General features: G+C 69.7%; 16 protein-coding genes. 10 read left to right on the forward strand and 6 right to left on the reverse strand.

Annotated features, from left to right (window positions below):
• Nucleotides 1–42: 42 nt before the first annotated feature.
• The 5 genes from QQM39_RS12585 (at nucleotide 43) to QQM39_RS12605 (ending at nucleotide 6,171) form a co-directional block, all read left to right on the forward strand.
• The gene (locus tag QQM39_RS12585) at nucleotides 43–918 is read left to right on the forward strand and encodes a 5'-methylthioadenosine/S-adenosylhomocysteine nucleosidase (RefSeq protein ID WP_301996784.1); all 876 of its coding nucleotides are present in this window, start codon (nucleotides 43–45) and stop codon (nucleotides 916–918) included.
• A 103-nt stretch (nucleotides 919–1,021) separates the two neighbouring features.
• Complete coding sequence (locus QQM39_RS12590) at nucleotides 1,022–2,977, forward strand: tetratricopeptide repeat protein (protein ID WP_367669688.1); 1,956 nt, start codon at nucleotides 1,022–1,024, stop codon at nucleotides 2,975–2,977.
• Between the two features lie 70 nt (nucleotides 2,978–3,047).
• Complete coding sequence (locus QQM39_RS12595; protein ID WP_301996786.1) at nucleotides 3,048–4,424, forward strand: extracellular solute-binding protein; 1,377 nt, start codon at nucleotides 3,048–3,050, stop codon at nucleotides 4,422–4,424.
• Nucleotides 4,425–4,449: 25 nt separating this feature from the next.
• Nucleotides 4,450–5,325 (forward strand): carbohydrate ABC transporter permease, encoded by an 876-nt coding sequence (locus tag QQM39_RS12600; RefSeq protein ID WP_301996787.1) that lies wholly within the window; start codon nucleotides 4,450–4,452, stop codon nucleotides 5,323–5,325.
• Between the two features lie 6 nt (nucleotides 5,326–5,331).
• Complete coding sequence (locus QQM39_RS12605) at nucleotides 5,332–6,171, forward strand: carbohydrate ABC transporter permease (RefSeq protein ID WP_301996788.1); 840 nt, start codon at nucleotides 5,332–5,334, stop codon at nucleotides 6,169–6,171.
• Here the strand turns inward: QQM39_RS12605 and QQM39_RS12610 are convergent.
• Nucleotides 6,161–8,329 carry a tetratricopeptide repeat protein gene (locus QQM39_RS12610; protein ID WP_367668918.1) on the reverse strand — a complete coding sequence of 723 codons (2,169 nt, stop codon included), beginning with the start codon at nucleotides 8,327–8,329 and terminating at the stop codon, nucleotides 6,161–6,163. The two genes, QQM39_RS12605 and QQM39_RS12610, sit on opposite strands and share 11 nt — an antisense overlap.
• Before the next feature lie 64 nt (nucleotides 8,330–8,393).
• Between QQM39_RS12610 and QQM39_RS12620 the strand changes: the two genes are divergently transcribed.
• Entirely contained in the window at nucleotides 8,394–11,231 is a 2,838-nt protein-coding gene (locus tag QQM39_RS12620; protein ID WP_367668919.1) for a tetratricopeptide repeat protein, read from the forward strand.
• Nucleotides 11,232–11,251: 20 nt separating this feature from the next.
• Here QQM39_RS12620 and QQM39_RS12625 read toward each other — a convergent pair whose 3' ends face one another.
• Entirely contained in the window at nucleotides 11,252–11,689 is a 438-nt protein-coding gene (locus QQM39_RS12625) for a PPOX class F420-dependent oxidoreductase (RefSeq protein ID WP_301996791.1), read from the reverse strand.
• A 186-nt stretch (nucleotides 11,690–11,875) separates the two neighbouring features.
• Between QQM39_RS12625 and QQM39_RS12630 the strand changes: the two genes are divergently transcribed.
• Complete coding sequence (locus tag QQM39_RS12630) at nucleotides 11,876–12,613, forward strand: helix-turn-helix transcriptional regulator (RefSeq protein WP_301996792.1); 738 nt, start codon at nucleotides 11,876–11,878, stop codon at nucleotides 12,611–12,613.
• A gap of 67 nt (nucleotides 12,614–12,680) precedes the next feature.
• Here QQM39_RS12630 and QQM39_RS12635 read toward each other — a convergent pair whose 3' ends face one another.
• The gene (locus QQM39_RS12635) at nucleotides 12,681–13,706 is read right to left on the reverse strand and encodes an ATP-dependent 6-phosphofructokinase (protein WP_301996793.1); all 1,026 of its coding nucleotides are present in this window, start codon (nucleotides 13,704–13,706) and stop codon (nucleotides 12,681–12,683) included.
• Between the two features lie 262 nt (nucleotides 13,707–13,968).
• On the opposite strand from QQM39_RS12635, the gene pta reads away from it, so the two are divergent.
• The 3 genes from pta (at nucleotide 13,969) to pyk (ending at nucleotide 18,850) form a co-directional block, all read left to right on the forward strand.
• Nucleotides 13,969–16,125, forward strand: coding sequence for a phosphate acetyltransferase (gene pta, locus QQM39_RS12640; protein WP_301996795.1), 2,157 nt, complete (start codon nucleotides 13,969–13,971; stop codon nucleotides 16,123–16,125).
• On the forward strand, nucleotides 16,122–17,333 hold the full coding sequence (locus QQM39_RS12645) for an acetate kinase (RefSeq protein WP_301996796.1): 1,212 nt from the start codon (nucleotides 16,122–16,124) through the stop codon (nucleotides 17,331–17,333). The genes pta and QQM39_RS12645 overlap by 4 nt, the downstream gene beginning before the upstream one ends.
• An 86-nt stretch (nucleotides 17,334–17,419) precedes the next feature.
• Entirely contained in the window at nucleotides 17,420–18,850 is a 1,431-nt protein-coding gene (pyk, locus tag QQM39_RS12650) for a pyruvate kinase (RefSeq protein WP_301996798.1), read from the forward strand.
• 141 nt (nucleotides 18,851–18,991) lie between these two features.
• Here the strand turns inward: pyk and QQM39_RS12655 are convergent, their stop codons facing one another.
• The 3 genes from QQM39_RS12655 to QQM39_RS12665 all read right to left on the reverse strand — a co-directional run bounded on the left by QQM39_RS12655 (nucleotide 18,992) and on the right by QQM39_RS12665 (nucleotide 21,732).
• Nucleotides 18,992–20,377 (reverse strand): hypothetical protein, encoded by a 1,386-nt coding sequence (locus QQM39_RS12655; protein ID WP_301996799.1) that lies wholly within the window; start codon nucleotides 20,375–20,377, stop codon nucleotides 18,992–18,994.
• Nucleotides 20,367–20,951: a DUF6114 domain-containing protein gene (locus QQM39_RS12660; protein ID WP_301996801.1), complete on the reverse strand. Its 585-nt coding sequence runs from the start codon at nucleotides 20,949–20,951 to the stop codon at nucleotides 20,367–20,369. Before QQM39_RS12660 ends, QQM39_RS12655 begins: the two co-directional genes overlap by 11 nt.
• A gap of 142 nt (nucleotides 20,952–21,093) precedes the next feature.
• Nucleotides 21,094–21,732, reverse strand: a complete 639-nt coding sequence (locus QQM39_RS12665) for a DUF6230 family protein (protein WP_301996802.1) — start codon at nucleotides 21,730–21,732, stop codon at nucleotides 21,094–21,096.
• Nucleotides 21,733–21,894: the final 162 nt, after the last annotated feature.

Below are 21,894 nucleotides of genomic sequence, written 5' to 3' on the forward strand. Positions count from 1 at the left end.
AACACCCCGCCCTACCGGGCCACTTGGCAGTACCTTAAACGCGTGTCCGAGACATCACCCACCGTCGTCGTCCTGACCGCGCTCCCCGTCGAGTACGACGCCGTGCGCGCCCACCTCGACGAGACCGAGGAACTCGTCCACCACGACGGAACCCGCGTCGAACGCGGCCGGCTCGCGGGCACGCCCTGGGCCTTGGCGATCGCCGAGCTGGGCGAGGGAGCGGTGACGGCCGCCGCGCTCACCATGCAGCTGGTCTCCTGGCTCCGCCCCGAGGCGCTGCTGTTCGTCGGAGTCGCGGGCGGGCTGAAGGACGACATCGAACTCGGGGACGTCGTGGTGGGCACCAAGGTGTACGCCGTCCAGGGCGGCAAGGTGACACCGGACGGTTTCCAGGCCCGCCCCGAGGTCTGGCACGGCTCGCACCGGCTGGTGCAGGCGGCGCGTTCGGCGTTGCGGGACCTGGCGGTGGAGGGGGTGCGGGGGCACCGAAAGCCGATCGCCTGCGGGGATGTGGTCCTGGCCGATCATGAATCGGCGTTCGCCGAGTTCATCCGGCGGAACTACAACGACGCGTACGCGATCGAGATGGAAGGGTCGGGGGCGGCGCACGCGGCGCACCTGAGCGGGCAGCTGGACGCGCTGGTGATCCGGGGGATCAGCGACCGGGCCAATGCGAAGAAGGGCGACGACGACGCGTCCGGGTCACAGGAGCGGGCTGCCGCGCGGGCGGCTTCGGTGGCGGTGGGGGTGTTGCGGAAGCATCGGCCGCGGGGTGGCTCCGCCGGTTCCGCCGACTCCGAGGAGGGTCCCCATCGGGGCGGGGACGGGGGTGGCGCGTACCGGGGCGACCACATCGACTTCCGGGGCGGCACCTTCTACGGCCCTGTCATCGGCAAGCAGAGCGGAGGGCAACGGTAGGGGGACCGTCCACGGGCCGGTTCCGCGAGCCAGTGCGACGCTGCCGCCTCGGCCGATCGGGTTCACGGGGCGGTCGTCGGAACTGGACCGGCTGCTCGCCCAGCTGTCGCCCGATTCGGATGACTCGGCCGCCCCTCCTGTCCTCATCTTCACCGTCACTGGTCTGGGCGGCATCGGCAAGACGGCGTTGGCGGTGGAGGCGGCGCATCGGGCCTGCGCACGGGGGTGGTTCCCCGGCGGGACGCTGTTCGTGGATCTGCGGGGGTACGACGACAATCCGGTGACGGCGGATCAGGCGGTGCTGGCGCTGCTCGATGCGATGGGTGTGGAGGGCGCGAATCTGCCGCAGTCGGCTGCGCGTCAGTACGACGTATACCGCACGCTCCTCTCCGAGCGGGAGAACCGGACGTTGCTGATCCTGGACAACGCCTCGGATGCGTCCCAGTTCCTGCCTCTTCTGCCGGGTACGGGCCACCACCGGGTACTGATCACGTCCCGGGATCGCCCGGACGCCCTCCCCGTACGTCTCATCGACCTGGAGGCACTCGCTCCGGACGACTCGGTCGCCCTCGTGGCCCGTGCCCTTCAGGGCGCCGACGAACGCGACGACCGCGCGACGCGGGAACCGCAGGCGTTGTGCGAACTGACCGCGCTGTGCGGCCACTTGCCGCTCGCTCTCCATATCGCCGCCGCGATGCTCCGCCGGCGCCGGCACCGTGGCATCGCCTCCCTGGTGGCCGAGATCAAGGAGGCGGAGGACCCCACCGCTGTCCTGGACAACGGCAGCCCGGGCACGGACCTGTACGGCCGCTCGCTCGCTCTGCGTCCTGTGCTGGAGACCTCATATCGCCGTCTGTCTCCCGAGCGGGCCCGGCTGCTGCGTCTGCTGGCCCTGGCCCCCGGCTCCGACGCGAGCACGGAGACCGTCGTGTCTCTGACCGCCCTGGACATGGATGTCGCCATGCGGCTGCTGGAGGACTTGGCCTCCGCCGGTCTCGTGACGCCGGTGTCGGCGGGTGGGCATGTGCGGTGGCGGTTGCATGACCTGGTGCGGGCGTTCGCGGTCGCGATGGTGGCAAGGGAGGCGCACTTGCGGAAGGAGGGGGAGGCGGCGCGGGAGCGGCTGCTGCACTTCTACTTGCTCTGGGCCTATGAGGCACATGCTCGGTTGAAGTGGCTGCCGGGGATGCCGGAGCCGCGGTTCACGGACCGGAGGGGGGCGCTGGCGTGGCTGGACCGGGAGCGCGCGGCGCTGATCGCCGCCGTGCAGTGGGCGGGTGAGGAGCGGTACGGGCAGAAGGCGGTGGAACTGGCAGTGTGCCTGTCGGAGTACCTGCGCTGGCGACGCTACTTCGACGACGGGCTCACCGTCGCACGTGCCGCCAGGGAGGCCGCCCACCGCGCCGCGGACCGACTCAGCGAGGCCAGAGCGGAAATCAGCCTCGGCAACGCCCTGCAACAGGCGGGCAGGGCGGAGGAAGCGATCGACGCCCACACCCGCGCCCGCGACCTCTACCAAACCGCCGGGGACCGCCACGGCGAGGCCCGCGCGTGGCACAGCCTCGGCAACGCCCTGGCGGCGACGGGCCGGGCGGAGGAAGCGATCGACGTCCACACCCGCGCCCGCGAGCTCTACCAAACCGCCGGGGACCGCCAGGAGGAGGCCCACGCGTGGAACAACCTCGGCAACGCCCTGCGGTGGGCGGGCCGGGCGGAGGAAGCGATCGACGCCCACACCCGCGCCCGCGACCTCTACCAGACCGTCGGGGACCGCCACCTTGAGGGCACGGCATGGCACAACCTCGGCCTCGCCCTGTGGGAGACAGGCCAGGTGAAGGAGGCCATCGAGGCGTACGGCAAGGACCTTGACATCTGCCACGAGTTCGAAGACTGGTACGGGGCAGGCCAGACCTTCGAGAAGTTGGGCCTTGCCCACGCGAGCATCGACCGCCCCGCTGAATTCCGCGCCTGCCTGCTCCAGGCCGCCGCCGCCTACACCCGAGCCAACGCCCCCGCCGAAGCCGCCAACGCCCAATCCGCCGCAGACGCATTGACCTGACTAGACCACTCAACCTACGTTCACCAGGCAGCCATCCCCGCGCCACAACGAAGTGAGCCCGCAGGAGGTCATGCCCGTGCGCCCCACCGCCGTTCTCCCCACACTCCTCGCCCTCTCCCTCGCCGCCGCGACCACCCTCACCGCCTGCGGTACCGGCTCCGGCAGCGACCCGGACACCGTCAAGGTCTCCTTCAAACAGTCCACGGACAACTCCATCAAGGTGATGGACACCTACCTCGCGGACATCAAGAAGCAGTTCGAGAAGGCGAACCCCGGCAAGAAGGTCGAGTTCGTCCCGATCAAGGCCCCGGACTCGGAGTACTACACCAAGCTCCAGCAGATGCTCCGCTCCCCCAAGACCGCCCCCGACCTGGTCTACGAGGACACCTTCCTCATCAACTCGGACATCACCAGCGGGTACTTGAAGCCTCTCGACCCGTACCTCGCCAAGTGGCAGGACTGGGACCAGTTCATCGACACGGCAAAGGAGGCCGCCAAGGGCGAGGACGGCAAGACGTACGGCATCCCGGACGGCACGGACACCCGGGGCCTGTGGTTCAGCAAGGACATCTTCAAGAAGGCCGGCCTGCCCGCCGACTGGCAGCCGAGGACCTGGAACGACGTCCTCGACGCCGCCCGCACCATCAAGCGCGAAGCCCCCGACGTCATCCCCCTGAACATCTACACGGGCAAACCCGTCGGCGAGGCCGCCACCATGCAGACCTTCGAAATGCTGCTCTACGGAACGAACGACGGAACGTCGGACCCTCTGTACGACAGGTCCGCCAAGAAGTGGATCGCCGGCAGCCAGGGTTTCAAGGACGCCCTCAGCTTCGTGGAGACCGTCTACAAGGAGAAACTCGGCCCGGACGTCTCCGACGCCCTCGACCCCAACGTCATGACCCGCGTCCGCGGCGAGTGGCTCCCGCAGGGCGAACTCGCCATCGCCCTCGACGGCTCCTGGCTCCCGCAGGACTGGCTCCCCGGCAGCGGCCACGAATGGCCCGAGTGGTCCGACGAACTCGGCCTCGCCGCCATGCCCACCCAGAACGGCCAGGCCCCCGGCAAGGTGAGCATGTCCGGCGGCTGGACCTGGTCCATCCCGGCCAAGGCGGCCAACCCCGACCTCGCCTTCGAGTTCGTCAAGACGATGCAGACGAAGGCGAACGCCCAGAAGTGGTACGTCGCCAACTCCGGCATCGCGGTACGCGAGGACGTGGCCGCCGACCCGGCGTACGTCGACGCCCAACCCGGCATCAAGTTCTTCACGGACCTCGTCGCGAACACCCACTACCGCCCCGCCTACCCGGCGTACCCGAAGGTCTCCACCGCCGTCCAGGAGGCGATGGAGGGCGTGACGACGGGCGACATGTCGGTCGAGGACGCGGCGAAGGGCTACGACGAGGAGCTGAAGGCGGCGGCGGACGGCCAGGTGATCGAGAAATGACCGCTGCCGAGACGGGCTCCCCCGTATGACGCGGGCCCGCTCCCTCAGCCGATCCCTCACCCGCGCCCTCCCGGTCGCCCCCGCCGTCGTCCTCCTGCTCCTCTTCCTCGCCGGCCCCATCGCCTACTGCGCCTACATCGCCTTCACCGACCTCCAGCTCACCGGCCAGGCCGAGGACTCGTTCGTCGGCTTCGACAACTTCCGTACGGCGTTCGGTGACGAGGCGTTCCTCAACGCGGTCTGGCTCACCCTCGTCTTCACCGTCGTCTCCGCCCTGCTCGGGCAGAACACCCTGGGCCTGGCCCTGGCCGCCCTGATGCAGCGCGCGTCGAAGCCCGTGCGCACACTGGTGGGCGGCATCGTCATCACGGCGTGGGTCCTGCCGGAGGTCGTCGCCGGCTTCCTGCTCTACGTCTTCTTCCGTCGCGAAGGCACCCTGAACGCCATCCTGGACTGGCTCCGACTCCCCACCCAGAACTGGCTGTTCACCCTCCCGATCCTGGCGGTGTCCTTCGCGAACGTCTGGCGGGGCACGGCCTTCTCCATGCTGGTGTACTCGGCGGCCCTCAACGAGATCCCCAAGGAGATCACCGAGGCGGCCGAGGTGGACGGCGCCGGCGGCTGGCGCCGTATGTGGCACATCACGCTCCCGATGATCCGCCGCTCCATCGGCACGAACCTCATGCTGATCACCCTGCAGACCCTGTCCGTCTTCGGCCTGATCTGGGTGATGACGAGGGGCGGCCCGGGCGGCAAGAGCCAGACGCTCCCGCTCTTCATGTACGAGGAGGCGTTCCAGAAGAGCATGATCGGCTACGGCACGGCGGTCGCCCTGCTGCTGTTGGTGGTGGGCTCGTTGTTCTCGGCGGTCTACCTGCGTCTGCTGCGAACGGAGGTCTGACGCCGCATGCCCCGCACCGTCTCGTCCCGACGCACCACCCACCGCCTGGCCGCAGACGCCGGCCTCCTTGCGGTGGCCGCGGCCTTCGTACTCCCGCTCGCCTGGGTGCTCCTCTCCGCCCTGGACACGAACGCGAACCTCCGGGTGAAGCTCCCCGACGGCGCGACCCTGGACAACTTCGACGCGGTCCTGACGCCCGACATCACCTTCACCCCCCTGCTCAACAGTCTGCTCCTGTGCGGCGGGGGAACGGCCCTGACGGTGGTGTGCGCGGCGCTGGCGGCGTACCCCCTGTCGCGGTTCCGGTCGCGGCTCAACCGCCCGTTCCTCCTCACGGTCCTCTTCGCGACGAGCCTGCCGATCACGGCGATCATGGTTCCGGTGTACGCCCTGTTCGTGCGGGTGAACCTGATCGACACCATGCAGGGCACGACCTTCTTCTTCGCCGCCTCTCAACTGCCGTTCGCCATCTGGCTGATGAAGAACTTCATGGACGGAGTGCCGAAGGAACTGGAGGAGGCGGCCTGGACGGACGGCGCGTCGTCGCTTCAGTCGCTGATGCGGATCGTGCTGCCGCTGATGGGGCCCGGTGTGGCAGTGGTGACGGTGTTCTCGTTCGTGATGATGTGGGGGAACTTCTTTGTGCCGTTCATGCTCCTGCTCACCCCCGACCAGATGCCGGCCTCCGTGAGCATCAACGAGTTCTTCGGCAACCGCGGGATGGTGGCGTACGGCCAGCTCGCGGCGTTCTCGATCATTTACTCGACGCCGGTGATTTTGCTTTATGTGCTGGTGGCGCGGCGGTTGGGTGGGGGGTTCGCGTTGGGTGGGGCGGTCAAGGGGTGAGCTCGTCGGCCCGGGTACGGGCGTGGGCGGCTTCCGCGGATGCCTCGGCTCGGGTGTAGGCATGGGCTGCCTGAAGCCAGTTGGCGCGCGCATGGGGGAGGTTGTCGGCCGCTTCCCAGGCACGCGCCAGGTTTGCGAGAGCACGACCTGTGCCATACCTGTCCTCGAACTCCCGGCAGATCTCCAGATGCTTGCCGTACGCCTGGATGGCCTCCTCCACCCGGCCCGCCTTCCTCAAGGCACGGCCGAGATCGTTCCACGCCCTGCCTTCGCGGTAGCGGTCCCCACCAGCCTGGAACAGATCGCGGGCGCGGGTGTAGGCATCGACTGCCTCCTCCAGCTGCCCCGTGTCCACGAGGGCAAGGCCCAGGCCATTCCACGCCATGCCCTCGTGGTAGTGATCGCCGAGGACTTGAAGCATGTCGCGGGCACGGATATGAGCTGCGATCGCCTCCTCCGCCCGGCCCACCTCCCGCAGGGCGTAGCCGAGGCCGCCCCACGAGGCGGCCTCCCGGTAGCGGTCGCCGGCAGCCTGACACAGGTCACGAGCACGGATGTGTGCTGCGATCGCCTCCTCTCCCCGGCCCGCCTCCCGCAGGGCGAAGCCGAGGCCGTTCCAAGCGTGGGCCTCCGCAGAGCGGTCACCGATACGAGAGGCAGCTTCCTGAGCAGCTTGAGTAACAGTGATCCAGTCGCCGAAGAACCTTCGCCAGCGCAAGTACTCCCCCAGGCATGCGGCCAGGCGCACCGCCGCCTCCGCGAACCGCTCCTCGCTCACCCACGCCGCCGCTGCCACCAGCCCCGCCCGTTCCCCGTCCAGCCACGCCAACGCCTGCCCTCGTTCCGTGAACCGCTCCGGCTCCACGATCCCCGGCAGCCACCGCAACCGGGCATCCGCCGCACCCGCCCCTCGCATGTAGAACTCAAGCAACCGTTCCCTCGCCGTCTCCCCCTCCTCCCGCAAGCCCGCATCCGCGGCCACCACACCCACGCCGAACACTCGCACCAGGTCATGCAACCGCCACCGCCCACGCCCGCTCCCTCGCTCGACAAGGTGAGAGCGGGCCAGCGCGTCCAAGGTCCGAGTCGGCGGGAAATCCTCCCCGGCCAAAGCAGTTACGGCCTCGGCAGTCACCTCTGCCCCTGGTGCGAGGGCAAGCAGCCGTAGCAACCGGGCCTGATCAGGCGGCAAACGCCGATACGACAGGTCGAAGGCGGCACGGACACTGCGCTCCCCGTCGTCGAGATGGATCAGCCGGTCGCGGAACTCCAAGAGCTCACCGGCCAGTTCGGCAACGGGCTTGCCCCGGTCCAGCACCAGCAGTGCCGCCGAGATCTGGAGGGCCAGCGGCAGGTGGCCGCAGTGGGAGGCGACTTCCTTCGCGGCCTCGGGCTCGTCGGTGACCCGGCTGTCGGCCGGATCGGCGATCCGCAGCACACGGTCGAGAAGCTCGTATGCCTCGCCAGGAGTCAGCTCGTCCAACGCCAGTAATCGTGCCCCCAGTTGGGGCAACTTGTTCCGCGAGGTGACCAGCAACCGATGCCGTACATCACCGGGAAGCAGCGGCCGCACCTGGTCCGGCGATGAAGCGTTGTCGGCCAACACCAACACGGCCCCGCGCTCCCGCCGTCGCTCAGCAAGCAGCGACCGGTACAGCGCACCCCGCTCGTCCGCCCGTACCGGAATGTGCTCCGGCTCCGCGCCGAGCGCCCGCAGCAGCGTCTCCAGCGCCTGCTCCCCCGTAACGGGATCGTCGTCGTACCCGTGCAGGTCCAGGAAGAGCACCCCGCCCGGGAACCACCCCTTCTCGCACGCCTCGTGAGCGGCCTCCACCGCAAGGGCGGTCTTGCCGATACCGCCGAGCCCGGACAAGGCGGCGACCAGCACCGGTACGGAGCCGCCGTCGGCCGCGGACGGATCAAACGTGTCGAGCAGTCGCCGCAGTTCGTCACCCCGCCCGGTGAACCCGGTCACCCGCGCGGGCAGCGCGTCCAGAGCCGTAGGAGCAGCCGCGTACTGGTAGACGCTCCCCTTCGCGACGACGGTCCCCTTGAACTCCCCTCCCCCGAAGTCAAGATGATCCCCGCCGTACCGCCCGCCACCCTCACCGACCATCGCGCCGCCCCCGTACCGCCTCCGACCCTCGCGCACCCACACGGTACGCCCCTCCTGCGCGCCCAACCCCCGCTCTGGCCAGCCGACTTGGCAGTACCGTGAAGCGGTGCCCGTCACCCCACCCACGGTCGCCGTGCTCACCGCACTGCCACTCGAATACCTGGCGGTCCGCGCCCACCTCACGTCCATCGAGAAGCGCGTGCACCCCGACTACGGCACCCGGGCCGAGGTGGGCCGACTCCCCGGAACCCCCTGGCAGATCGCCCTCCTGGAACTGGGCGAGGGAACCCGCGCGGCAGCCGCCCTCACCGAGCGTGCGATGACCTGGTTCACCCCACAAGCGGCGCTCTTCGTCGGTGTGGCGGGCGGTCTGAAGGACGACATCGACCTCGGCGACGTCGTCATCGCCACCAAGGTGTACGCCATCCACGGTGGCAAGGAGTCCCCCGACGGCTTCCTCGACCGCCCGGAAAGCTGGCACGCCCCGCACCACCTCGACTCGGCGGCCCGGCAGGCCCTGCGCGGCGAACCGCACATCCACTTCAAACCGATCGCCGCCGGCGATGTCGTCCTCGCCGCCGCGGACTCACCCCTCGCCCAGCGCATCCGGCAGCGCTTCAACGACGCCGTGGCCATCGAGATGGAGGGCTCCGGCGTGGCGCACGCGGCTCACCTCGCCGGTACAGCGGGCGGCGCGTTGATCATCCGGGGCATCAGCGACAAGGCGGACGCCGGCAAGGCCGAGGCGGACGGGCAGGGCTCCCAGCCGCACGCCGCCGCGCGGGCCGCCGAGGCGGCGATCGCCGTACTCCACGAGCTGGAACCGAAGGAGAAGGCACCACCGCCACGCACCCCCCACTGGACCGGCCAGACCCATGGCCCGGTCCCCACCGCCTCCACGACGCTCCCGCCCCGCCCTCTCGGCTTCACCGGACGATCGGCGGATCTGAGCCACCTGCTCACCCACCTCGCCCCCGCCCCCGCCCCAGCACCGGACGGCACGACCGCACCCGCTCTGCTCATCTCCGCCGTCACCGGTCTGGGCGGCATCGGCAAGACCGCGCTGGCGATCGAGGCCGCTCACCAGGCATGTGCGTCGGGCTGGTTCCCCGGCGGGACGCTCTTCGTCGACCTGCGCGGCTACGACGAGAACCCGGTCACCGCCGACCAGGCGGTGCTCGCCCTTCTGGATGCTCTCGGCGTGCGTGACGCAGAGCTGCCGACGACCACGGCACGCCAGTACGACGCTTACCGGGCCCGCCTCTGCGAGCGCCGTCCCCGAACCCTGCTGATCCTCGACAACGTCTCGGACCCGTCCCAGTTCCTCCCCCTCCTTCCCGGCACCGGCCACCACCGCATCCTGATCACCTCCCGCGACCGCCCCGACTCGCTCCCTCTGCACGTCGTCAGCCTGGAGAACCTTCCCGAGGACGACTCGACCGCCCTTGTGCGCACGGCCCTCAGCAACGACCCGCGCGACGAGCGCCCGTCCCTCGAACCGGATGCTCTGCGCGAACTGACCGTGCTCTGCGGCCACTTGCCTCTCGCCCTCCAGATCGCCGCCGCGATGCTGCGCAGGCGCCGGCACCGCCTGATCGCCTCACTGGTGGCGGAGATCAGGAAGGCCGAGGATCCGACGGCCGTGCTCGACGGCGGCGCTCGCGGGACCGACCAGTACGGACGCTCCCTCGTTCTGCGGCCGGTCCTGGAGACCTCGTACCGACGGCTCTCACCCGCGCAGGCGCGCCTGCTGCGTCTGCTCGCGCTGATCCCCGGCCCCGACGCAGCCACGGACGCCGTGGCCATCCTGGCCGACCTCGGCATCGACCCCGTTCTGGACCTTTTGGAGGATCTGGCGGCCGCGGGTCTGGTCACGCCCGTGCGCGGGACCGGGGATGCGGTGCGGTGGCGGTTACACGACCTGGTGCGGGCGTTCGGGGCCGGGCTGGTGGCCACGGACGGGGCGCTCGGTGAAGAGGGGGAGGCGGCCCGGGAACGGATCCTGGTGTACTACGCGATGTTGGCATCCGCGGCGAATGCCCGTATGGAGTGGCAGTCCGGGTTGGAGGAGGACCCCGGTTGTTTCGCCACCCGGGCCGAGGCGCTGGCCTGGTTGGACGGGGAGAGGGCAGGACTGGTGGCCGCCGTGCAGTGGGCGGGCGAGGAGCGGTTCGAGACAGCCGCGGGGGCACTGGCCGCGTCCTTGGGCGAGTACCTGCACTGGCGGCGGTACTTCGACGACTGGGTTGCCGTGGCCCGCGCCGCTTTCCACCAGACCGTTTGCCATCTCGGCCGGCGCGAGCTCGAGTCGGTCAAGTGGAGCCGGCTCGGCGTCGCGCTGGGGGAGGCGGGCCGGGTGGAGGAGGCGGTCGAAGCGCTCACCCGGGCCCGCGACACGTTCCCCGCCGCTGGACAGCCCCACGAAGAGGCCACCGTGTGGAGCAACCTCGGCACCGCTCTGATGTTGGCGGGCCGGACGGAGGAAGCGATCGATGCCCACACGCGCGCCCGTGACCTGTGCCGGAGCGCTCGGAACAACCGGGGCGAGGCGGGCGCCTGGTCCGGACTCGGCAACGCGCTGCGCGACGCGGATCGGATGGAGGAGGCAGTCGAAGCGCTCACCCGGGCCCGCGACCTGCTCCGCACTGCGGGGAGCCCTCACGAGGTGGCCGCCACCTGCAGCAATCTCGGCGTCACCCTGCACGAGGCAGGTCGGACGCAAGAAGCGATCGAGGCGCTCACCACCTCCTTGGGTATCTGCCGGGAGTTCGAGGACTGGTACCACACGGGCTTCGTCCTCGAACACCTGGCCTGGATCCATGAGCACACCGACGTGCCCGCCCAGGCCCGCATCGCTTTCGTCCAGGCCGCCGATGCGTACGGACGTGCGGGCGCCCCCGACGACGCCGCACGGTGCCGCACCTGGGCCGAAGGCCTGTCATAGTCCGCCCCTGCTCGGCGTCCCTACTCGGGCAGCACTCCCGCCCGAAACACCTCCACCCCCACAACCCTCCGCACCCGCACCGGCTCGATCAGCAGCATCACCCGCCGCTCCCCCGGCAACAGCCACGGGTACCGCTCCTCCCCGATGTACTTCTGCGCGAGCCGGTCCATCGCCCGCTCCGCCACCTCGCCCTCCACGAACCGCACGACCCGGCCCCGGATCTCAGCCCGGTCGTAAGGGTTGTCCACATCATGGTGGGAGAGGGAAACGTTGGGATTGAGCCGCAGGTTGTCCACCTTCACGCGCCCGATCGACGTGTTGACCATGGCGTACTCGTCTTCGATGTCCGCCCACATGGGCGATACCTGCGGCATCCCGTCCGGGCCCACCGTCGCCAGATGCCAGAAGTTCGGCGCGAGGAGGCGCTCGCGAATATGCCCGTTGAGCTTGCCGTTCACCGGCAGTCACCACCTTCCGGGGCCGCCACCGTGACGACCTGGCGCCATCCTGGCCGCCGCCCCGTGCCGGTCGACAGACGATCTTCAGCCAGTGGCGAACCCACCAGTAGCCGTAGCTTCCTACAATCCGTGATCCTGGCCGAACAGACCGTAGTCACCCCACTCCGCCCGGCCTACGTTGTGCCCGTGCGCCGACCCCCAGCCCAACCGAACCAGCCCCCCGACCGCTCGAACCGCCGGAACCCGCCCGCTCCCCCGTTCAACGCCCCCGCCGCCCGCCGCCTGCGGGCCGGGCTCAACATGGGGCCCGAACACGTCGCCTACGGCATGCGGGCCTCGTACGGGCTCCCCTACGTCACCGGGGACCTCGTCGTCGCCTGGGAACGTGAGCTCGCCTCCCCGAACAGCAATGAGCTCACCGCCCTCGCGGGCGTGCTGTGGTGCTCGCCCAGTGAGCTGCTCGGCAAGCCGAGGACGCTGCGCGAGCACCGCATCGCCCGTGGGCTGGCGCCGGAGGACGTGGCCCGGGCCGTCGGGCACGAGCTCGGCGCGTATCTCCGTATGGAGGAGAACGACGACTGGCACGGCAACGACCGTCAGTCCGCCGCCCTCGCGGAGGCCCTCGGGCTGACGCTCCCGGACTTCATCACCGTCACCGGCCGTGACGCGAAGCTCGGCGAGCTGCTGCGCAGTGCCGTGTCGACGCGCTGGCAGGCGTACGTGCGGCCGGTGGGCAAGATGGTGCCCCTGGACCGGCGGCTCCTGGAGAACGCCCTCCAGGAGCTGCATCAGGACTACCAGGGGCAGATGACCGCCACGCTCAGCTGGGGCGGCGGTGGCAGTGACTCCAGCGCGGCCGGCCGCGAGTTCCTGGAGCGGATCGTGGAGCGCTTCTGGGCGACGGTCGGGGGAGGCACCACCTGAGCCTCCGGCCCGGCGTTCTCAGGCCCGTAGTCGTTGCCGTTCGGCGTCCGGACGATCGTGTGCCGGTCTAGAACACCGACTCCGCCTCGTCCATCCGGTCCTTCGGCACCGTCTTCAGCTCGGTCACCGCCTCCGCCAGCGGCACCATCACGATGTCGGTCCCGCGCAGCGCGGTCATCCTGCCGAACTCGCCCCGGTGCGCGGCCTCCACCGCGTGCCAGCCGAAGCGGGTGGCGAGGACGCGGTCGTACGCCGTGGGCACACCGCCGCGCTGGACATGGCCGAGGATGACCGGCTTGGCCTCCTTGCCGAGCCGGCGCTCCAGCTCGAACGCCAGCGCCGTACCGATGCCCTGGAAGCGCTCGTGGCCGAACTTGTCGATCGCGCCCTTGCCGTAGTCCATGGTGCCGTCGGCGGGGTGGGCGCCCTCGGCGACGCAGATCACCGCGAACTTCTTGCCGCGCGCGAAGCGCTCCTCGACCATTTTCACGAGGTCGGCCGGGTCGAACGGGCGCTCCGGGAGGCAGATGCCGTGCGCACCCGCCGCCATGCCGGACTCCAGCGCGATCCAGCCCGCGTGGCGGCCCATGACCTCCACGACCATCACCCGCTGGTGGGACTCCGCCGTCGTCTTCAGGCGGTCCATGGCCTCGGTGGCGACACCGACCGCCGTGTCGAAGCCGAACGTCCGGTCCGTCGACGAGATGTCGTTGTCGATCGTCTTCGGGACGCCCACCACCGGCAGGCCCGCGTCCGACAGCATGCGCGCCGCCGTCAGGGTGCCCTCGCCGCCGATCGGGATCAGCGCGTCGATGCCGAAGTCCGCGACCATGTCCTCGGCCCGCTCGCAGGCCTCGCGCAGCCGGTCGCGCTCCAGTCGGGAGGAGCCGAGGATGGTGCCGCCCCGGGCCAGGATGCCGCTCACGCTGTCCAGGTCGAGGGCACGGTAGCGACCGTCCAGCAGGCCCGAGTAACCGTCCTCGAAGCCGATGACCTCGTCGCCGTAGTTGTCGACCGCCCGGTGCACGACCGACCGGATCACGGCGTTCAGGCCGGGGCAGTCGCCGCCTGCGGTGAGAACTCCGATACGCATCGCGCTGTGTCTCCTGCTCGCTGTTGATACCGGTGAGCCAGTCCGATTGTTTCACGTTCCGAAGGCCCCTGTCCGACCCTGGATCCTGACGGGCGCCTTATCCAGCGGCAAGGGTATTGTCAAGAGGGTTTCGCTCACCTCACTGGGCGATTTTGCGACCCTTGACCGGAACAGAGCACCGGAACAGAGCAAAGGCTCCGCCAAGCCCGCCGACAGTCAACAGACGACAGACGACAGACGACAGACGAAACGGAGAGCACGCGTGACGCGCAGCGTGTACGTGACCGGCATCGACCGCGGAGACGGCCGCCAGGTCGTCGAACTGGGGGTCATGGAGCTCCTGACCCGGCAGGTCGACCGGGTGGGGGTGTTCCGGCCGCTGGTGCACCACGTCCCCGACCGCCTGTTCGAGCTGTTGCGCGCCCGCTACCGGCTGTCCCAGGACCCGGCGACGGTCTACGGCATGGACTACCACGAGGCGTCCGCCCTCCAGGCCGAGCGCGGGACCGACGAGCTGGTGTCCACGCTCGTCGACCGGTTCCATCTCGTCGCCCGCGACTACGACGTCGTCCTCGTCCTCGGCACCGACTACGCCGACACCCAGCTCCCGGACGAGCTGTCCCTGAACGCCCGGCTCGCCAACGAGTTCGGCGCGTCCGTGATACCGGTCGTGGGCGGACGCAAGCAGACCGCCGAGTCCGTGCTGGCCGAGACGCGCAACGCCTACCGGGCGTACGAGGGCCTCGGCTGCGACGTGCTGGCCATGGTCACCAACCGGGTCGCCCGGGACGACCGGGACGAGATCGCCCAGCGGCTTCAGGCGCGGCTGCCCGTACCCTGCTACGTGGTGCCGGACGAGCCCGCCCTGGCCGCGCCGACCGTCTCGCAGATCGCCCAGTCCCTGGACGCGAAGGTCCTGCTCGGCGACGACTCGGGGCTCGCCCGCGACGCCCTCGGCTTCGTGTTCGGCGGCGCGATGCTGCCGAACTTCCTGACCGCCCTGACCCCGGGCTGCCTGGTCGTCACCCCCGGCGACCGCGCCGACCTGGTCGTCGGCTCGCTGGCCGCGCACAGCGCCGGCACCCCGCCGATAGCCGGTGTGCTGCTCACCCTCGACGAGCGCCCCGGCGACGAGATCCTCACCCTCGCCGCCCGCCTCGCCCCCGGCACCCCGGTGCTCTCGGTGCCCGGCTACAGCTTCCCCACCGCCGAGCAACTCTTCTCCCTGGAGGGGAAGTTGAGCGCGGCCACCCCGCGCAAGGCGGAGACCGCCCTCGGCCTGTTCGAGCGGTACGTCGAGACCGGCGACCTGCTGAAGCGGGTCTCGACGCCGAACAGCGACCGGGTCACGCCGATGATGTTCGAGCACAAGCTGCTGGAGCAGGCCCGCTCGAACATGCGCCGCATCGTGCTGCCCGAGGGCACCGAGCCGCGCGTCCTGCACGCCGCGGAGGTCCTGCTGCGGCGGAACGTCTGCGACCTCACGCTCCTGGGGCCGGTCGACCGGATCCGCAAGCAGGCCGCCGACCTCGGTATCGACCTCGGTGACTGCCAGCTGATCGACCCGGCCACCAGCGAACTGCGCGACTCCTTCGCCGAGAAGTACGCCAAGCTGCGCGCCCACAAGGGGGTCACGGTGGAGCTGGCGTACGACGTCGTCTCCGACGTGAACTACTTCGGCACGCTGATGGTGCAGGAGGGCCTCGCGGACGGCATGGTCTCCGGTTCCGTCCACTCGACCGCCGCGACCATCCGGCCCGCCTTCGAGATCATAAGAACAAAGGGGGCCGCGCGAAGCGCGTCAGACAGGGTGGTGGTGGGAGACGGGCGGGCCAACCCGGACGCCGGCATCGTCTCCTCGGTCTTCTTCATGTGCCTCGCCGACCGGGTCCTCGTCTACGGCGACTGCGCCGTGAACCCCGACCCGAACGCCGAGCAGCTGGCCGACATCGCCATCCAGTCGGCCGCCACGGCCCAGCGGTTCGGTGTGGAGCCGCGGATCGCGATGCTGTCGTACTCGACGGGTACGTCCGGTTCGGGCGCCGACGTCGACAAGGTGCGCGAGGCGACCGAGCTGGCGCGCCGGCGGCGGCCCGACCTGAAGATCGAGGGGCCCATCCAGTACGACGCCGCCGTGGAGCCGTCCGTCGCCGCGACCAAGCTGCCGGAGTCGGAAGTCGCCGGGCAGGCAACGGTTTTGATCTTTCCGGACCTCAATACGGGTAACAACACCTACAAGGCCGTGCAGCGCTCGGCCGGCGCCATCGCCGTCGGACCGGTGCTGCAGGGTCTGCGCAAGCCGGTCAACGACCTGTCCCGGGGCGCCCTGGTCCAGGACATCGTCAACACCGTCGCCATCACGGCGATCCAGGCCCAGTCCTCCGTCCTGTCCCCCACCGAGAAGGCAACCGCCCAGTGAGCCCGTCCCGCGTCCTCGTCCTCAACTCCGGCTCCTCGTCGGTGAAGTACCAGCTGCTCGACATGCGCGACAGCAGCCGCCTGGCCGTCGGGCTCGTCGAGCGCATCGGCGAGGAGACCTCCCGGCTCAGGCACACGCCGCTGGCCGGCGGCGGCGAGACCCGTGAGTGCACCGGGGCGATAGCCGATCACGAGGCCGCCCTGAAGGCCGTGTCGGCGGAACTCGCCAGGGACGGCCTCGGGCTGGACTCGCCCGAGCTGGCCGCGATCGGGCACCGGGTGGTGCACGGCGGCAAGCACTTCACCGAGCCGACCGTCATCGACGACGCCGTGCTCGCCGAGATCGAGCGGCTGATCCCGGTCGCCCCGCTGCACAACCCGGCCAACCTCACCGGGATCCGCACGGCCCAGGCCCTGCGCCCGGACCTGCCGCAGGTCGCCGTCTTCGACACCGCGTTCCACACGACGATGCCGGAGTCGGCCGCCCGCTACGCCATCGACGTCGAGACCGCCGACCGGCACCGGATACGCCGGTACGGCTTCCACGGCACCTCGCACGCGTACGTCTCCCGGGCCACCGCGAAACTGCTGGACAAGGCGCCCGAGGACGTGAACGTCATCGTGCTGCACCTGGGCAACGGCGCGTCCGCGTCGGCCGTGCGGGGCGGTCGCTGCGTGGACACCTCCATGGGGCTGACGCCTTTGGAGGGGCTCGTGATGGGTACGCGCTCCGGTGACATGGATCCCGCCGTCATCTTCCATTTGGCGCGTGTTGGAGGAATGTCCATCGAGGAAATCGACACTCTTCTCAACAAGAAGAGCGGATTGATCGGCCTGTGCGGCGACAACGACATGCGGGAGATCGGCCGGCGGATCGACGAAGGTGACGAGCGGGCCCAATTGGCCTTCGACATCTACATTCACCGACTGAAGAAGTACATCGGCGCCTATTACGCGGTGCTCGGCACGGTGGACGCGGTCGCGTTCACGGCCGGAGTCGGCGAGAACGCGGCGCCGGTGCGGGAGGCCGCCGTGGCGGGCCTGGAACAACTCGGCCTCGTGGTCGACGCCGAACTGAACGCCGTACGCGGTGACGAGCCGCGGCTGATCTCACCCGCGGGCGCGCGGGTGGCGGTTGCCGTGGTGCCCACGGATGAAGAACTGGAGATCGCGACGCAGACCTACGCACTGGTCGAAGAGAACGCCTGAGTAACACGGCTGAGCAAAGCGCAGCTCATTTGTATCTTCCGCCAGACGGAATATTCCGTAGCGAAACAAACCGATAGGATCGTCCCATGCGCCGTTCGAAAATCGTTTGTACTCTCGGCCCCGCGGTCGACTCCCATGAACAGCTCGTCGCCCTGATCGAGGCGGGCATGAATGTGGCCCGCTTCAACTTCAGCCACGGCACGCACGAAGACCACCAGGGGCGGTACGAGCGCCTGCGGGCCGCCGCCGAGGAGACCGGGCGGGCCATCGGTGTGCTCGCCGACCTCCAGGGTCCGAAGATCCGTCTGGAGACCTTCGCCGAGGGCCCGGTGGAGCTGGAGCGCGGTGACGAGTTCGTCATCACGACCGAGGACGTCCCGGGCGACAAGCAGATCTGCGGGACCACCTACAAGGGCCTGCCGGGCGACGTCACCAAGGGCGACCAGGTCCTCATCAACGACGGCAACGTCGAGCTGAAGGTCACCGAGGTCGACGGCCCCCGGGTGAAGACGATCGTCATCGAGGGCGGTGTCGTCTCCGACCACAAGGGCATCAACCTGCCCGGCGCGGCCGTGAACGTGCCGGCGCTGAGCGAGAAGGACGTCGAGGACCTCCGCTTCGCGCTGCGCATGGGCTGCGACCTGGTCGCCCTGTCCTTCGTGCGGGACGCCAACGACGTGCAGGACGTGCACAAGGTCATGGACGAGGTCGGCCGCCGCGTCCCGGTCATCGCCAAGGTGGAGAAGCCGCAGGCGGTCGCCAACATGGAGGACGTGGTGATGGCGTTCGACGGCGTGATGGTCGCGCGTGGCGACCTGGCCGTCGAGTACCCGCTCGAGAAGGTCCCGATGGTGCAGAAGCGGCTCATCGAGCTGTGCCGTCGCAACGCCAAGCCGGTGATCGTGGCGACCCAGATGATGGAGTCGATGATCACCAACTCCCGCCCGACCCGCGCCGAGGCCTCCGACGTGGCCAACGCGATCCTGGACGGTGCCGACGCGGTCATGCTGTCGGCGGAGTCCTCCGTCGGCGCCTACCCGATCGAGACCGTCAAGACGATGTCGAAGATCGTCACCGCGGCCGAGCAGGAGCTGCTGAGCAAGGGCCTGCAGCCCCTCGTCCCCGGCAAGAAGCCGCGCACGCAGGGCGGTTCGGTCGCCCGTGCGGCCTGCGAGATCGCCGACTTCCTCGGCGGCAAGGGCCTGGTCGCCTTCACCCAGTCCGGCGACACCGCCCGCCGCCTGTGCCGCTACCGCGCCGCCCAGCAGATCATCGCGTTCACCACGGACGAGTCCACCCGCAACCAGATGACGCTCAGCTGGGGTGTGGAGCCGCACGTCGTGCCGTTCGTCAACAGCACCGACGAGATGGTCGACCTGGTGGACCAGGAGATCGTCAAGATGGGCCTGTTCAACGAGGGCGACATCGTGGTCATCACCGCCGGTTCCCCGCCCGGCGTTCCCGGCACCACCAACATGGTCCGCGTCCACCACCTCGGCGGCGGCGCGCGGGACTGATCCCGAGAAGGGCCTGCGAAGCCCCGTACGGCGCTGAGGGCGCCCCCTGTGATCCAGGGGGCGCCCTCGGCGTTTTCGCGGCTCCCGAACAGGCTTGGGGGGCGTCCGCTCGAGACGCCCGGCTCGGTCGGCTCGGTCGGCTCAGTCGGTGATGTAGGAGTGCAGCCCGGGCACGTGCAGGGTGCCGCCGAACTGGCCGGCCTGGACGACCTTCACCTTCGTGAAGTAGATCAGCGGGATGTTCAGCGGCGGCGGGCTCTCGGGGCTGAACGTCAGCGGGATCAGACCCAGCAGGTTGCCGGAGATGCTCTCCGTGTACATCACGACCTTGCCGTTGCGGAAGGTGGACGTCGAGCCCTCGGCCGCCTGCACGTGGTAGGTCTTGCCGGACTGCTTGTCCTTCACCGTCTGGTGCAGGTCGCCGATGTCGACCCCGTCGGAGACGACGTACTTCAGCACCTTCTTGGTGGAGCCGTTGGCCGTCTTCACCTTGACGATGCCCTGGTAGTCGGCGCCCTTGAGCAGCAGCGAGCTGGCGTCCAGGTACCAGGGGTCGTCGGGGAGCGGCACGGTGTTGTCGACGCCGCCCTCCTCGTCCGTGGCGGCCGGGCAGTCCTCCGGGTCCGTGGTGGAGCTCGCGGAGGGGCTGGGCGAGGCGGTGGCCTCGCCGGCCGCCTCGGTGGCGTCCTGCGCCGCCTCGGACGCCGTGTCGGTGGCGCCCTCGACGGTGTCCTTCACCGTGTCGGTGACCTTCTCGGCGGTGTCCTTGACGAGGTCGGAGGCGTCGGAGGTGTCCTTGCCGGCGGAGTCCGAGGAGTCGGCGGAGTCCGAGGAATCCGAAGAGCCGGAGGACGCCTCCTCGCTCGCGCTCGCGGAGGGCGTCGGCGTCGGGCTCGCGCTCTCCTCGGCGGAGGAGCCACCCGTGAAGACGCCGGTGATCGCGTCACCGATGTCCTCCAGCAGGTTGCCGCCGCTCTCGGACGCCGAGGGGCTCGGCGTGGCGGTGTCGCCGGACTGGGCCTCGCTCGTCTTGCTCGCGGAGGGCGTCGGCGTGGGCTCGGCCCCGCCGTCGGAACCTGAATCCGACGAGGAGGAGTCGCCCGCGGAGCCAGAAGAACCCGAAGTGTTCGACGAGTCCGAAGACCCCGAACCGTCCGAGGAGTCCTCGCCGGTGGAGGGCGACGCCGACGGGGTCGGCTCCGTCGCCTCGTCGCTGTCCGGGGAGTCATCGGCGCCCGGGGACGCGGAGGCATCGTCCTCCAGGGCCGCCACGCAGTCCTTGTACTCGTCCGCCGTCAGGCTGTTGGACGTCGGCTTCGTCGCGTTGTTGCTGTCGGCCTGGGCGAGGGTGGGTGTGAAGCCCATCCCCATGAGGACCGCCGTGGGCATCGCCGCCAGGGCTATCGCCTTGCCTGCCGGCATGTGGAACCTGGTGAACAGCGGCTTCTTGGGCGCCGCGTGACGCGGCCCGGTTCTCGCACGGGACTTGTCCACCCCAGTCCCGTGGGTCACCTCGTCAGCCGGCACTGTGCCTCCCGTTCGCCCCGTTCGCCGGGCTCGTTCCTGACAGATCGTTCGACTCGCCCCACGCGTCCGCGTCCTGCACGGGCTGGAGGACCGTGGTGTCGGGGTCCAGGCCCTCAGGAGCGCCACCCGCTCCCGTCGTGCCCCGCTGCGCCTGCTCCGCGTCGGGCGGCGTGCCCGGGACCCACGACACGGCCATCGCTCCGCCGACGAGGGCGAAGAGGAAGCCGATGAGGAAGCCACCGAGGTTGGACAGCGGGATGGAGACGAGCGCCAGCAGGATCGCCGCCACGCCCGCGAAGGTGCGGACGTGCTTCTGGAACCACAGAGTGAAGCCCAGGACGACGAGCAGCACACCGATGATCAGGGAGCTGGAGCCCCCCGCGGTCTGCATCGCCAGCGTCAGGTGGCCGATCTGGAGGTTCGCGTACGGGAAGTAGGCGATCGGGAGTCCGCCGAACATGACGAACAGACCGGCCCAGAACGGCCTCGTGCCCCGCCAGGCGCGGAAGTTCCGCCGAAAGACCCGGAGGTAGTGCTCGTCATGGCCGGGCGCGGCAGGAGTCTCGGCGCTCATCGAAAACAGCTCCCTGGTACGGCGTTGCTGTGATGGTGGTGCTGTGGTGGTGAGTTGTGGTGCATGTGACCACTTGTGAAGAAAGCGGGCGGAGAGTGGACGGGCGGGGGCGCCATCGGCTCCCCCGCCCGTCACAGAGTGCTTAGTAGCACTCCTTGACACCCGTCGACAGCGACATCTTCAGACCGCTGAGCTTGAAGGTTCCGGCGGTGGTCGCCCACGCCGTCTGCTTCACGCCGACCAGCGTGGCCTTGTCGGCCTGCTGGGCGAAACCGAAGGGGTTGGCCTGCTCGCCGCCGCCCTTCATGCCCGGACCCTTGCTGGCGTCCTTGGCGGCCACACCGATGTCGATGTTCTCGAACGTCGCGTCGGCCTCGAGGTCGGCGACGTCGATGTAGAGGTTCTTGGCCTCGACCGGCTTGTTCGGGTCCTGGCCGGCCCGCAGGATCAGGCTGACGCTCCCGAGCAGCGGGACGTCCGGGGTGACAACGGACTGGCACAGGCTGTTGATCGTCGCGGACTTGAAGCCCGAGACGGCGACGGGGTGAACCGTCTTCTTGCCGGTGAGGGTGTATCCCTCATCAAGAGCGCCGTACTGCGAGAAACCCGTACCGACGAGCTTGTCGGTCGTGACCTTGAACGACTGGCCGGAGACACTGAACGACGCGGCGAGAGCGCCCTGCCCGAGGGCGACACCTATCGCAGCCGTGGCGGCGACGCTGGGCACCATGACCACAGCGAACCGCTTCCATCTGGTCCCGCCACGCACCTGGGACTCCATATTTCCTCCTTCTCGGACGTACATCTCCTGGCCCTGGCTGCCACTGTCAGTTCGACGGCTCAGCCGGGCAGGGATGGGAGAAGTGCTACGTCCTCGGGAAGGAGAGCGCCTGCGCTCGGTGGCGCGAACCGCGCCCGAATCACCGGCGATCACCCCCGAGCG

Source organism: Streptomyces sp. DT2A-34 (assembly GCF_030499515.1).
Lineage (GTDB): Bacteria > Actinomycetota > Actinomycetes > Streptomycetales > Streptomycetaceae > Streptomyces.

Bases quoted from the DNA above. Each gene is read 5' to 3' on its own strand.
- QQM39_RS12595 (WP_301996786.1), top strand. From the start codon at position 3,048: ATGCCCGTGCGCCCCACCGCCGTTCTCCCCACACTCCTCGCCCTCTCC.
- pyk (WP_301996798.1), top strand. From the start codon at position 17,420: ATGCGCCGTTCGAAAATCGTTTGTACTCTCGGCCCCGCGGTCGACTCC.
- QQM39_RS12635 (WP_301996793.1), bottom strand. From the start codon at position 13,706: ATGCGTATCGGAGTTCTCACCGCAGGCGGCGACTGCCCCGGCCTGAAC.
- QQM39_RS12660 (WP_301996801.1), bottom strand. From the start codon at position 20,951: ATGAGCGCCGAGACTCCTGCCGCGCCCGGCCATGACGAGCACTACCTC.
- QQM39_RS12600 (WP_301996787.1), top strand. From the start codon at position 4,450: ATGACGCGGGCCCGCTCCCTCAGCCGATCCCTCACCCGCGCCCTCCCG.
- QQM39_RS12605 (WP_301996788.1), top strand. From the start codon at position 5,332: ATGCCCCGCACCGTCTCGTCCCGACGCACCACCCACCGCCTGGCCGCA.
- QQM39_RS12665 (WP_301996802.1), bottom strand. From the start codon at position 21,732: ATGGAGTCCCAGGTGCGTGGCGGGACCAGATGGAAGCGGTTCGCTGTG.